11 protein-coding genes are annotated in these 12798 nt (G+C 69.1%); 1 reads left to right on the top strand and 10 read right to left on the bottom strand.

Annotated elements, in window-relative coordinates; all coding sequences use genetic code 11:
- Positions 1-18 precede the first annotated feature (18 nt).
- From ACFOW8_RS03985 to ACFOW8_RS03945, 9 genes are all read right to left on the bottom strand, one after another.
- Positions 19-1953, bottom strand: coding sequence for a glycosyltransferase (locus ACFOW8_RS03985; protein WP_378545562.1), 1935 nt, complete (start codon positions 1951-1953; stop codon positions 19-21).
- Positions 1950-3167, bottom strand: coding sequence for a UDP-galactopyranose mutase (gene glf / locus ACFOW8_RS03980; protein WP_378545559.1), 1218 nt, complete (start codon positions 3165-3167; stop codon positions 1950-1952). Before glf ends, ACFOW8_RS03985 begins: the two co-directional genes overlap by 4 nt.
- A 90-nt stretch (positions 3168-3257) precedes the next feature.
- Positions 3258-3755, bottom strand: coding sequence for a hypothetical protein (locus ACFOW8_RS03975; protein WP_378545556.1), 498 nt, complete (start codon positions 3753-3755; stop codon positions 3258-3260).
- Positions 3756-4132: 377 nt separating this feature from the next.
- Positions 4133-4765: a hypothetical protein gene (locus ACFOW8_RS03970; protein WP_378545553.1), complete on the bottom strand. Its 633-nt coding sequence runs from the start codon at positions 4763-4765 to the stop codon at positions 4133-4135.
- 51 nt (positions 4766-4816) lie between these two features.
- Positions 4817-5350: a hypothetical protein gene (locus ACFOW8_RS03965; protein WP_378545550.1), complete on the bottom strand. Its 534-nt coding sequence runs from the start codon at positions 5348-5350 to the stop codon at positions 4817-4819.
- A 10-nt stretch (positions 5351-5360) separates the two neighbouring features.
- Positions 5361-5774, bottom strand: a complete 414-nt coding sequence (locus ACFOW8_RS03960; RefSeq protein ID WP_378545547.1) for a hypothetical protein — start codon at positions 5772-5774, stop codon at positions 5361-5363.
- 23 nt (positions 5775-5797) lie between these two features.
- Positions 5798-6310, bottom strand: a complete 513-nt coding sequence (locus ACFOW8_RS03955; RefSeq protein WP_378545544.1) for a hypothetical protein — start codon at positions 6308-6310, stop codon at positions 5798-5800.
- Between the two features lie 143 nt (positions 6311-6453).
- Entirely contained in the window at positions 6454-7212 is a 759-nt protein-coding gene (locus ACFOW8_RS03950) for a MerR family transcriptional regulator (RefSeq protein ID WP_378545541.1), read from the bottom strand.
- A gap of 380 nt (positions 7213-7592) precedes the next feature.
- Entirely contained in the window at positions 7593-9113 is a 1521-nt protein-coding gene (locus ACFOW8_RS03945) for a SpoIID/LytB domain-containing protein (RefSeq protein ID WP_378545538.1), read from the bottom strand.
- A gap of 237 nt (positions 9114-9350) precedes the next feature.
- Between ACFOW8_RS03945 and ACFOW8_RS03940 the strand changes: the two genes are divergently transcribed.
- Positions 9351-11837 (top strand): N-acetylmuramoyl-L-alanine amidase, encoded by a 2487-nt coding sequence (locus ACFOW8_RS03940; protein WP_378545535.1) that lies wholly within the window; start codon positions 9351-9353, stop codon positions 11835-11837.
- 64 nt (positions 11838-11901) lie between these two features.
- Here the strand turns inward: ACFOW8_RS03940 and ACFOW8_RS03935 are convergent, their stop codons facing one another.
- Positions 11902-12738, bottom strand: coding sequence for an HAD family hydrolase (locus ACFOW8_RS03935; protein WP_378545532.1), 837 nt, complete (start codon positions 12736-12738; stop codon positions 11902-11904).
- Positions 12739-12798: the final 60 nt, after the last annotated feature.

Genomic DNA, 12798 nt, shown 5'->3' with positions numbered 1-12798 from the left:
GTTCCGGGTTGATCGCGTTCACTTCTTCTCGGTTCCGTTCTGGCGCAGGCCGAAGGTTTTCTCCCACGCCGCCGTGCTGGTCAGCTCGGCGTGCGCGGCCCGGTAACGCTGCTGCATCTCCGGGAAGCGGGTGGTGAGTTCCTTGCGCAGCCGCATGGCTTCGGCGAGCAGGGTGGCCGCCTTGCGCGGGTCACGCTTGCGGTACACCACCCCACGGCCGTCGGCGGTCGTCACGGTGACGCCGTCTACCTGGGAGAGCAGGAACCAGCGCGCGTCCAGCGTCGGCACGTTGAGCTGCGGCGTCTCGTGCGCGGCCGGGTCGGCCTTGCGGAAGTTGTGCAGCACGCCCTTGGCCAGCCGCGCCACCTTGGCGACCGGGTTGCCCGGCTCGCCGGTCGCGCCGACGCCGTGCCGGTTGGCCAGCGGCAGCTCCGTGGAGGACGGCAGCACCACGGCGTCCGGGTACTCCTTGCGCATCGCGTGGATCTTGCCGAGCGCGCTCGGCAAGAGGTCGAACAGGCCTTCCGGCCCGGCGAGGAAGTCGCGGATCGCCTCGTTCTGGATGGCGACCGTGGAGTACTCCAAGCACAGCAGGTGCTTGAGAGTGGCCTTGACGGTGTTCACGATCATCGGCTTGCCATCACCGGGCAGGTGCAGCGAGGCCACGACCAGACGGTTGCGCAGGTGGAAGTAGGCCTGCCAGTCGATCGCGTCGTCCTTGTCGGACCAGGCCATATGCCAGACCGCCGCGCCAGGCAGGGTGACGGTCGGGAAGCCCGCGTCGCGGGCGCGCAGGCCGTATTCGACGTCGTCCCACTTGAGGAACAGCGGCAGCGGCTGGCCGATCCGCTCGGCCACCGCGCGCGGGATCACGCAGGTCCACCAGCCGTTGAAGTCGACGTCGATGCGCCGGTGCAGCAGCTTGGAATTGTCGCGATCCTTGAGCGGGTACTTCGAGAAATCGTGGTCGTATTCGACGTTCGGCGCCGAGGACCACATGAAGATTCCCCGGTCGACGACCTCGCCCATGCTGTGCAGGTGCGAACGTTCCTGCAGGTTCAGCATCTGCCCGCCGACCAGCAGCGGCGACTTGGCGAACCGGGAGAAAGCCAGCGCGCGCAGGATCGAGTCGGGCTCGATCTCGATGTCGTCGTCCATGTAGACGATGAACTCGGCGTCGGTCTTCAGCCCCTCGTACATCACCCGGCTGTAACCGCCGGAACCGCCGAGGTTGGGCTGGTCGTGGACGGAGAGCCGGTCACCGAGCGCCGCGGCGGCCTCGGTGAAACCGGGTTCGTCGACGACCTTGCGGTTGCCCTGATCGGCCACGATCACCGCGGCGATGTTGTCGAGCACCAGCGGGTCGGAACCGAGCGCGGCCAGGGTGTTCACCAGGTCGGTCGGCCGGTTGAACGTCGGCATGCCGACCGCGATGCTGCCGGTACCCGGCGCCTCCTGCGGCGCGTACCAGCCACCGGCCAGCAAGGTGACCGCCGTGTCGGTGGTGATGTCGAACCAGATCCAGCCGCCGTCCTCGAACGGGCCGAGATCGGTCTCGAACTCCACCGTGACCGACTCCGCGCCGGACTGCACCGCGAATTCCTTGCCCTGCACGTGGATTCGCGAACCGTCGGCTTTGGAGCGGTACACGTCGACCCGGCCGTGTCCGGCCAGTTCCAGCCGGAGCACCACCGAGTTCAGCACGCTCCAGCGTCGCCAGTAGCTGGCGGGCAGCGCGTTGAAGTAGGTGCAGAACGACACCTCCGATTCCGCGCCGATCGAGAGCGCGGTGCGGCTGGTCGCGTGTGCGCGCCGGGCGTTGGTGGTGGATTCCTCCAGGTAGAGGGTCCGCACATCCAGCGGCTCGCCCGGTCGCGGCAGGATGACGCGCTGCAGCAGCGAGACCGCGCGCGTCTCGGTCGGCACGTTCGCCAGCACCGGCTGCACGCTCATGCCTGGTCCACCAGAGCCGCACCCGACTCCAGATGCGGACGCAGCACGTTCTCGAACATGCTCAGCGCCGAACCGATCGCCATGTGCATGTCCAGGTACTGGTAGGTACCGAGACGGCCGCCGAAGAGCACCTTCGACTCGGCGGTCTCCCGCTTCGCGCGCTCGCGGTAGGCCAGCAGCTTCGCGCGATCCTCCGGGGTGTTGATCGGGTAGTACGGCTCGTCGCCGGTCTGGGCGAAGCGGGAGAACTCGCGCATGATGACGGTCTTGTCGGTCGGGTAGTCGCGCTCCGGGTGGAAGTGGCGCGGCTCGATGATGCGGGTGAACGGCGCGTCGGCGTCGTTGTAGTTCATCACGCTGGTGCCCTGGAAGTCGCCGGTCTCGAGCACCTCGGTCTCGAAGTCGATGGTGCGCCAGCCCAGCTCGCCCTCGGCGTAGTCGAAGTAGCGATCCAGCGGGCCGGTGTAGACGACCGGCGCGTCCGGGCTCGCGGCGCGGATTTCGTCACGCACCTCGAACCAGTCGGTGTTCAGGCGCACGTCGATGAGCTCGGAGGCGGCCATGTTCTCCAGCCACTTCGTGTACCCCTCCTTGGGCAGGCCCTCGTAGGTGTCGTTGAAGTAGCGGTTGTCGAAGGTGTAGCGCACCGGCAGGCGGGTGATGTTGCCCGCGGGCAGTTCCTTCGGATCGGTCTGCCACTGCTTGGCGGTGTAGTCGCGCACGAACGCCTCGTAGAGCGGTCGGCCGATCAGCGAGATCGCCTTCTCCTCGAGGTTCTGCGCGTCGGCGGTCTGCACCTCGGCCGCCTGCTCGGCGATGAGCGCCTTGGCCTCGTCCGGAGTGAAGTAGCGGCCGAAGAACTGCGAGATCAGGCCGAGGCCCATCGGGAACTGGTACGCCTGTCCCTTGTGCAGGGCGAACACCCGATGCTGGTACCCGGTGAACTCGGTGAACTGGGTGACGTAGTCCCACACCTTCTTGTTCGAGGTGTGGAACAGGTGCGCGCCGTACTTGTGGATTTCGATGCCGGTTTCCGGTTCCGGCTCCGAGTAGGCGTTGCCGCCGAGGTGATAGCGGCGATCCAGCACCAGCACCCGCTTACCCAGCAGGTTGGCGGCGCGCTCGGCGACGGTCAGGCCGAAGAAGCCGGAGCCGACCACGATCAGGTCGTACGGAGAATTTTCGGAGTTACCCGGGGACGATGCGACGGTCACGGGTGCCCAGCGTATCGGAAGACTGTCGATTGTCCCGGCGGAGTCACCGACCAGGCCGTGAGCTGCGCCGATGCGATTAAGCTTGCGCCACTACCCCGCGTGCCCATGCTGGGTTCTTCTGGACGGAGAGTTCACGCGTCGCATCCGGGTCATCGTCGCCGAGATCAGCACGAGGATCAGCATGAGCGCCGCTAGCACCGCCCCTATCCCCGTGAACCGCTCCCCGCCGTTCATACCGACCAATGCGATGGCATCCCAGTCCCGCACGAAGCAGAACTCGGTCACCATGCCGGCGTAGACCGCAGGTACCGAGTCCTCCCCCGCAAGACTGCCGATCCCTGCCGCATTCATTCCGAGGTATCCAGCCGCGAGCGCCCCACTCAGTACCAGGCCGGTCCTCATCCACCGCCCGAGCAGGACTGCCGCGATCACCCACAGCAGAGCCATGACAATGTGTGCCGCTGTCATGGCTAGAACTCGATGACGCATCCAGTCGTCATCCGGCCTCAACAACGCGTTCGCTTCAACTCCCGCGATCGTCGCGCAGACACCGAATACCGCCAAGAGCACCGCGAGCGCGATCGTCACCCACCTGGCATACATCACTGACGTAGCCGATCGACCAGCCCTCGGTCGGTGGCCACCCGGGTATCCCGGTCCGACCATGGCGGCTGATGGTGCAAAACCGCCCATCGGCGGCGTGGCCGACCCAGTCCCGGGCGTCTGCCACCACGCACCATCGGCACCCGTCTGGGCCGGATCGGGATGACCGGGGCCGTACCGAACCGTCGGCGGAGCGGGCTGGTCTGCGGGGGTGTGAGGGTGCGCGGCCACGGTCGGCGTGAGATCGGGGCCCTGCTGGATAGCAGCGGAGGCGAATCCGGTTGGCGGCATCGGCGGGTGGGCAGTGTCGCTGTTCTGGGGCCGGGCAGGCGGATGGCTCATGTGCGTCCCGTTCGCGGTGATCAGTAATACGGGCGTTGGCCGTACGCCTGCTGGCGACCCGCGCGGATCCAGCGGCCGGTGGCAGGAGCGGCGGCGCAGAGGAGGATGATCAGCGGGACGAGGGCGCCGATGGCGACGCCGATCAGCACAGCGAGTGGGGCGTCGCCCGCCACTCCCGCGACGGCGATGATGCCCGTGGTGACCAGGCCGAACGTGGACATGATGATGAGAATCACGCGGCCGGCGGTCTTGCGACGGAAGAGCAGGATCGCGCCGAGTAGCCACAGCAGAACCGGAATGGCCGCGATCGAAACGCCGAGCAGGGTGGCGGCCGGGTCGGCGCGGCTGGTGTTCAGCTCCATCGTGGCGGAGATACCCATGCCGACCAGCGCCACGACGGCGAGGAGCAGCGACAACGAGGCAGCGGTCAGCGCGGTCCCGCCGCTTACTCTCTGCTGGGCGTAACCCGGTGCGCCGTAACCGTATCCGTAGCCCGGGTGCGGCTGGGCGTACGGATCGAGGTACGGCTGGGCGGCGGCGCCCGCCTGAGCGTAGGGATCGGCATAGGCGGGCGCGCCCTGCTGGGCGTAGGGACCGGCGTAACCACCGACGTATGGATCGTTGCCCTGGTACGGGCCGTACGGGTACCCCATCGAATCCCCCTCGTAGACAGTGTCGATCGTCTCCGCCCGACGTGACGGCAACTATACGGTCGCGGTGCGACCAGTCGCGGTGTACGTCGCCGTCCACGGCAGGGCCGCGGGCAGCAGTACGAGACCGCCGAGCCCGATGCAGGCGAGAGCCGCGGCCCAGCTGTGGTTCACGATCGCCGTCACCGCGCCGGGTACCCCACCGAGGCCGACCAGGATCGACCGGAGCACCGGCTCCTCGGCGAACCAGTGAGTGCCGTACTCGGGGTCGTAGTTCAGGAGGGTGGCCAGCAGGCCGAGCGCACCGAGGCCGAGTTGCGCGAGCGCGGCGACGATGATGACCCAGCGGCCCGTCTGATCGCGGCGGGCCAGCAGCAGCGCGCCGTACCCGAACGCGAACGCCGCCACCATGGCACCGAGCGTGGCGAACAGGGTGAGCGAGTCGTCGAGGCGGGCGGGGTCGCCGAAGAAGGCGCGCAGCAGGACCGCGGCACCGACCAGATTCGCCACGGCGGCCAGCCCGGCGCAGCACACGGCGACGATCGCCGTCACCTCACCGATTGTCGACTTCGTTTCCAGCACGACCATAGTCAGCAACCTATCCCGTCCCCGCCGGGCGCGCGGTGACCCAGCAGCGCGTCCGTTCGCTCAGACTCAGCGTCAGGATCACCGTATTGAGGACGATCCAGACGTCAAGCGGTCCGAGCCGCCACCCGTGACTTGCCGCGTTGAGCCCGATGACCATCAGCGTCGCGCCCGCCATCACCCCGGCCACGATGAGCAGGATCCGCCTGCCCAGCATCCGCCGCCGCAACAGCAGCACGGCCCCGAGCAGGTACCCAGCCCCCAGCCCGCCGACGATTGCCGCACCCACATAGTCCAGCTCGATCGCCCGCCCGAACAGCCGCAGCACCACGGTCACCACCGCGACCACCACACCGGCCGCCCCGACCAGCACGCCGAGCCAGCCCGCGATCCGCGCGGTCACCGCGCTCGGCCGAGGTTGCCCCACCTGCGTCTCCATCCCTGCCGATGTCAGCCGCGCGACGGGGCCGCTGGGTATGGAGTCGACCAGGTTCCGCGCGCGGCGCTCGCGGATGTCGCAACCCAGCGCTGACACGATGGCCACAGCGCGGCGACCAGTATCGCTGCCGGTGCCAGTGCGTAGAGCGCGAACACCGTCATCCCGCTCCATGAGCTAGCGCCGTCCCCAAGGAGTGCGAAGAATGCCAGCCCGCTACCGATGACCACCATCGTCGGTCCGGCGGCACGCCGGATAAGGATCAGCACCCCTCCCACTCCGAGCAGGACCGCGATGGTGGCACCGACCGCGAGCTCGATTTGCAGTTCCAAGACCTTCACCTGCAAGTCCGTCTCCCGGACCAATACCCGGTACTTCTCAGCGCGGAGTGACGAGAGAGCGCTGATCGCCTGGCCGAGACCGAACAGACCGAGGAACGCTCCCCCGAACCCCGCGTTGACAGCGGCTATCGGCGGGTTCCATACCGTTCGCCGCGTCGTCCCGTGCGGCTCCTGCCGGTTCCTCATCCAGTTCCCCCTTGCGACCTCGTGGTCGCGACATCTGTGCCGATCCACGGCAGCCTACTGCCGCCGACGACACCGCGCCCGGACGCCGGAGCCCCGAGCGCGGTCGTCACTTCTCCTTACCCCATCCCGCGCTGGTGAATCCGTCAGGCGGATCGTCCCTCGACATACGCCCGGAACGCCTCCAGGATGTACTCGGCTGTTCCGTCGCCGTGTACGTCGTAGTTCTGCCGGAAGCGGGGATCGGCGACGTACATCTCGCCGAGGCCGAGCAGGTACTCGTCGGTGACGGGCCTGCCCTGGGTGCCGTCGCCGAGCCAGGCGCGGTGCCGTTCGACGATGGCCTGGACGGTCTCGCTGTCGACGGGAAGTCCTGCGGCGTAGGCCTTCCCGAAGTCGGCGGAGATGTCGAGCTGGGTCTGCTTGAAGGCCTGCTTCTGCGCGGTGGACAGCGAGCGCCACCAGCGGTCGCCGCTCTCGTAGGCCTCCTTGCCCCAACGCTCGGTCACCTCCTCCTTGTACTTTGTGTGGTCGAAGCCGTCGAAAACCTCTGCGGCCATGAGTGGTTCACCTCTTTCGGTCTTGTGCAACGTGGTCGACACCGACTCGATCTGGCGTGCGATCCGGTCCTGTTGCTGCCGAAGCAGTTCCAGGTGGGTGCGCAAAGCGCTTGCGGTGTCTTGTTCACCGGCGAGAACCTCGGCGATCACCGGGAGGCCGAGGCCGAGTTCGCGCAGCAGCAGAATGCGCTGCAGGCGAATCAGGGAGTCCTGGTCGTAATAGCGGTAGCCGTTGGCGCCGATCCGGCTCGGCTCCAGGAGCCCGAGCTGTCCGTAGTGGCGCAGCGTACGGCTGGTGGTGCCCGCGGCTTTCGCAAGGTCCTGAATGGCCCATTCACCTACCATGACCAGGTCCTTTCTCGTCGATGAGACCAGTCTGCAAGTTGACGCTACGTCAATGTCAACAGGAGGCCGGGGCCGCTTCGCCTCCGACGAGTCGGCTGAAGCCGAGCCGGGCAGCCATCCGCCAGCATTGCCGGGCATCAGATTTGCCCACGCTGCGCGCACACGAATCCCCCGACCAGTGCCGATTGCCACCGATCAGCACGATATTGATCGCCCAGCGTGGGCCCGGCGGCTACCCAACCGGTCCGAGCGCCACCCATAGCCCAGACGGTCCAGCCCTCCGACCGGCACAGGCGGAACGACTCACCCGGGCATCGGACAGGCACGGACGGAACGGCTCGGACAGCCATCCGACAGGCACGGACGAACAGGTCGGGCAGCTAGCCGCCGGACGCGGCGGGACCCGGGTCAACTGGAATCTGCCCGGCCGGGTCGGCAGCGACCGGAGTCGGGTGGACGGGGAACTGTTCGTCCACGGGCGGGACCCCGGCGGCGGGAACCGGCTGGATGGGGAGTTGTCCCTGTGCGACCGGGAACTCACCGGCGGGAACCTGGTGGGGCTGTCCGTCGGCGGCCAGTCCCTCGGTGCCGGGCGAAGTGCCCTGCGGCGCAGCGGTTCCTGGCGAGCCCGATGCCGACGCGGGTAGCTGATCGGCGACGTCCGGCACCAGTTGCAGCAGGGTGGAGAAGTCGACGACCTGGGCGCCGAGGGTCTTCGTCGCGACGATCACGCCGTTGGTGTAGAGCCGGTAGGTCCCCGCGCGCTGTGGCAGCAGCATTTCCGGGCCGATCGGGGCGCCGATCGAGCTGTCGGGGCCGCCGATGCGGCGGTACTCGGTGTCGATGGCGGTCTCGCCGGCGAGCGCTTCGATCGTCGGGTCGGGCTGGGTCGGTTCGGTGGGAACCGCTGGTGCGGGGACGGTTTGGATGACCTCGTGCGGTGCCGGTCCGACGGCGAAGGTCTCGATGTCGGCGGGGCGGCCGCCGTCGGGCGCGGCCGAGTACTCCGAGCGCAGGATCAGTCCGTCGCGCAGCAGCACGGTACCCGAGGTCGCGGCTACGGCCTCGGTGGTGCGCGCGTCCTCCTTGACCGTGCCTGGATACACCTGGCAGTCGGTGGTGTCGCAGGTCTGCGCGTAGTGGTAGCGGCTCTCGGCCAGCGCGTAGGAACGCGCCGCGATGGCCTGGGCCCGCAATGCCTCGAAGGCGCCCTTGTCGGCCCAGTTGGCCTGCATCTCGGCGGGGAGCAGGCCGGCCAGGTAGTCGTCGAGATCCACCTGGTTGACGGTCCGGTACGCGCCGTCCTCCAGCGCGACTCCGAGTGCGCCACGATAGGCCGTGCCGCCGCAGAGGGTGAGGTGCTCGTCGGCGGGCCTGCCCGCGCCCGCGTTGACGGGGTAGACGAACGGGTCGTCGGTCGCCGCCTGCCACAGCACCTCGCCGTCGCAGCCCGCGGTGACAACGACACTGGCGCCGCCGTCGGGCAGCGGGGTGAGGTGCGCGGCTTCGTTCGGCCCGATCATCCGGCCCGCGACCTGCGCTCCCGCCGCCGCGTAGGTGTCGAGGGTGGCGTCGTCTTGGGCTTGCAGGCGGACGCCGATGGTGGTCGGCCCGATCTGGCCGAACTCGGCGCCGGGGTAGTAGTGCCCGAGGATCTCCTCGGCGGTCCAGCCTGCCCGCGCGTTGTCGAAGGCGCCGACCTGGCTCATCCCGCGGCCGTGACCGGCGCCGACAGTGGGCACGATCTGGCCGGGCAGGATCTGCCACAGCCCGATCGCGCCGGTCAGCGCCAGCGCGGAACCACCGACGAGGACCGGCAACGGCACGGTCTTCAGCAGCGGCACGGTGCGGCGTCTCGTCCCACGGCGGGTGCTGCGGTTGATCTTGATGTCGGCTCTCATCCTGCGCTCCCACGGTTTCGGGGTTCGACCGGCGGAGCTCGCGTCGGCATGTCGTCACTGCCGAGCGGGATCCGAAGGCTACATTCGAGCAATCACATAATCCTCAAGTTGAGGTTTAGATGTGTGACGTATGTTAACTAGTGTGGTGTGTGAGGCGATAGGAAGCAAGCATCACTTGCCGGTGATTGCTTCGACGCCACCAAGGTCTACGAGCTCGACCCTGATTGGAGAAGGCACGTGCGATACCGAAAGCCGAAACGTTCCTACGTGCTCCCGGTGGTCACCACGCTCGCGGTCGCCGCGCCCGTCGGCGCGTTCGCGCTGAGTGATTCCACCGATTACCGCAGCGCCAACGATTCCCAGCTCGCGGCCGTGCCGACACAGCTGGCCGAGGTCGCACTGAACTCGGTACCCGACATCACCATCCCGCTGCGCGAGCTGACCGGCCTCGACCTGCCCGATCTGCACCTCTCCGACCTGCAGATGCTGCCGCTGCCGACCGCCATCCCGGTCCCACCCGGTATTCCCGCGCCACCCGGCGTCACGCTGCCGACGGAGATCCAGCTGCCGCAGCTGCCGACGAGGTCCGCACCGACGTCGACCACCGCGCCGCCGGCGCCGAACGGCGCGCCCGCGCAGCAGAACGGCGCGCAGGGTCGCCCGCCCGCCCCGAGCACCGCGGTGCAGACCGCTCCGCCGACCCAGCCTCCCGCCCCGGCGCCCGCGGCCCCCGCACCCGCCCCGGAACCACCTGCGCCAGCCGCCGAGGCACCTCCGGCACCAGCGGCCGATGCACCCCCGGTGCCAGCTGCACCCGCACCTGCTCCCCAGGCACCCGCCGCCGAGGCACCCCCAGCGCCCGCCGCACCCGCACCCGCAGAACCCCAGGCACCCGCACCAGCGCCAGCCGCCGCGGCACCCGCACCTGCCGCTGATGCACCCCCGGCACCCGACGCACCTCCAGCCCCGGCCGAGACGGCGCCAAGCCCCACCACCAACGGCGCCCCCGTCGCCCAGAACCGCCCCGCGGGCGCGAGATTCATTGCCGACCCGGCCAATCTGGAACCCGGCACCACCCCCGACACCCCCGCACTCGCCCCCGGCGCCGTCGGCCCCGATCTGATCGACCAGGTCGGCGCGCAGGTCAAGGAGCTGAGTCAGGAAACTCCGTTCAGCATGGTCGCCCTCACCGCGCGCGACATGGTGAACACCACCACCAAGCTGCGCGCGCGCCGGCCCGACGGCGCGTGGGGCCCCTGGTACAACGCCGATCCACTGGACACCAGGGCCACCGACCAGACCCCGGCCGACGCGCTGACCGGCACCGAACCGATCTATGTCGGCGAGACCACGGCCGTGCAGATGCTGGTGACCCGCAAGCCGACCGCCGCCCCGGATCACGCCGATCCCGCCCAGCTCACCGAGGCCGCACTCAAAGCCGTGCTGATCAATCCGGGCCGGGCCGCGATCGATGGCGCGCTCTCCGACGTCGCGGCCGCACTGCCAGGTGGCGGACCGAAGGTCATCACCAGGGCGCAGTGGGGTGCCGACGAGTCGATCCGCTGCCAGGAGCCCACCTACGACGACGGCCTCGGTGGTGTCACCGTGCACCACACGGCCGGTCGCAACGACTACAGCCGGGCCGAGTCCGCGGGCATCGTGCGCGCGATCTACGCCTACCACGCACAGACCCTCAACTGGTGCGACATCGGCTACAACGCCCTGGTCGACAAGTACGGCCAGATCTTCGAGGGCCGCTACGGCGGCCTGGACCGGGCGGTCCAGGGCGCCCACTCCGGCGGCTTCAACGAGAACACCGCCGGGGTGGCCCTGATGGGCAACTACGAGACCGAGACCCCGAGCGAGGACTCGATCAACGCGATCGGCCGATTCGTCGGCTGGCGCACCAAGGTCGCCGGGCTCAACCCGCGCGGCGAGACCACCATGTATTCCGAGGGCACGGAGTTCACGCCGTACGTACTCGGCGAGGAGGTGGATCTGCCGGTGGTGTTCGCGCACCGCGATGTCGGCAACACCGACTGCCCCGGCGACGCGGCTTACGCGCTGATGGACCGCATCCGCAGTATCGCCGCGGGCAGTTCGGGCACCTACTCCTCACCGGCGACCCCGGTCCGGCCGCCGAGCCAGCAGGCCCGCGCGCCGCAGGGCAATATGGCCGAGCTCGGCGCGCTGGTCGACAAGCTGCTCGGCCTGTCCGAGGAGAACGACATCGCCAGGCACTGGGTGAGCCGCGGCGGCGTCGAGGGTCCGCTCGGTGCGCCGCAGTCGGATCTGCTGTCGGGCGCGCAGGGCCGTCAGTACGCGAAGTTCGCCAACGGGTACGTGTTCTCCGGGGAGAACGGCCAGGTCTTCGAGCTGGTCGGCGCGATCCTCGACCGCTACCTCGCGCTCGGTGGCGACGCGGGCGTGCTCGGCCTGCCGACCGGAAGCGCCTACCTGGTTCCCGACGGCGTGCGCACCGACTTCCAGCACGGTTCGCTGGTGCTCAACGAGCTCACCGGCATCGTCACCACCTTCTGGAAGACCTACAACGAGACGTACAAGGCCGAGATGGAGGGCATGAACGGCACCCCGGCCGAGCAGGCGCCCGCCACCACGGCACCGACCTCGACGGTGCAACCAGCACCCGCAGACCCCGGCGCGGTCCCCACCGAACCGGCTCCGGCTCCGCCCGCGGCCGCCGAACCCGCCCCGGCCGGCTGACACCCGGCCAGGCGAAGAACGGCCGGTGCCCCGCCATCCGCGGGCACCGGCCGTTACTCATTCGTCAGCCCCACCAGCGCTCGAGCACCATGGCGACGCCGTCGTCGACATTGCGACCGGTGACCTCGTCGGCCGCGGCCAGCGCCTCGGGATGCGCGTTGCCCATAGCCACCCCGTGCCCCGCCATGGTCAGCATGGGCACATCGTTGGGCATGTCGCCGAACGCGACGATCCCCGACTCGGCGACGCCGACCAGCTCGGCCACCTCGGCCAGGCCGGATGCCTTGGTCACGCCGGGTACGGCTAGCTCGATCAGCCCGTTCTCGGTGGAGTAGGTGATCTCGGCGCGGTCCCCGATCAGCGGGGCGAGCGCGGCGCGCATCTGCGAACTGCGGGCCGTGCTGAGCCGGATCAGCATCTTGATCGCGGGCGAGTCGATCACCTCGGCGTGCGAGACGACGGTGTCGTCGGGATTGAGCCAGGCGTGCTCATAGGTCGGCGAGCTCACGAACTGCGGGGTGGCCGCGTCGTGTGCGCTCGCGCCGACCCGCTCGGCGGCCAGCCCGCAGCCGGGTAGGGCGCGCTCGGCGAGTTCGGCGAGCCAGGCCAGTGTCTCGACGTCGAGGGCGTGGCTGGCCAGCACCCGATCGCCCGCGCTGTCGTAGACGACCGCACCGTTACCGCACACCGCGAGCGGCGCGTAGCCGAGCTCGCTGACGACCGGATCGATCCAGCGCGGTGGCCTGCCGGTGGCGAGCACGAAGGTGGCTCCGTCGGCGACGAGCGCGGTGACAACGGCCTTGGTGCGGGCCGATACCTTCTCCGCGTCGTCGATCAGGGTGCCATCGACGTCGGTGGCCACCAGCTTCGGTTTCGGGTGCAGGGGCGTCATCCGTTCCATCCTGCCGCACGTCGCCACACGCCGACGCCGGAGTGTCCTTATGATCAGGGCCTGTTCACC

Origin of the sequence: Nocardia rhizosphaerae (assembly GCF_042650365.1) — a bacterium.
Taxonomy (GTDB): domain Bacteria; phylum Actinomycetota; class Actinomycetes; order Mycobacteriales; family Mycobacteriaceae; genus Nocardia; species Nocardia rhizosphaerae.
This window is presented reverse-complemented; position numbering and strand designations above follow the sequence as displayed.

What these genes read in the sequence shown, in the direction of transcription:
- ACFOW8_RS03985 (WP_378545562.1), bottom strand. Translation starts at nt 1,953, where the DNA reads ATGAGCGTGCAGCCGGTGCTGGCGAACGTGCCGACCGAGACGCGCGCG.
- ACFOW8_RS03955 (WP_378545544.1), bottom strand. Translation starts at nt 6,310, where the DNA reads ATGAGGAACCGGCAGGAGCCGCACGGGACGACGCGGCGAACGGTATGG.
- ACFOW8_RS03945 (WP_378545538.1), bottom strand. Translation starts at nt 9,113, where the DNA reads ATGAGAGCCGACATCAAGATCAACCGCAGCACCCGCCGTGGGACGAGA.
- ACFOW8_RS03935 (WP_378545532.1), bottom strand. Translation starts at nt 12,738, where the DNA reads ATGGAACGGATGACGCCCCTGCACCCGAAACCGAAGCTGGTGGCCACC.
- ACFOW8_RS03970 (WP_378545553.1), bottom strand. Translation starts at nt 4,765, where the DNA reads ATGGGGTACCCGTACGGCCCGTACCAGGGCAACGATCCATACGTCGGT.
- ACFOW8_RS03965 (WP_378545550.1), bottom strand. Translation starts at nt 5,350, where the DNA reads ATGGTCGTGCTGGAAACGAAGTCGACAATCGGTGAGGTGACGGCGATC.
- ACFOW8_RS03950 (WP_378545541.1), bottom strand. Translation starts at nt 7,212, where the DNA reads ATGGTAGGTGAATGGGCCATTCAGGACCTTGCGAAAGCCGCGGGCACC.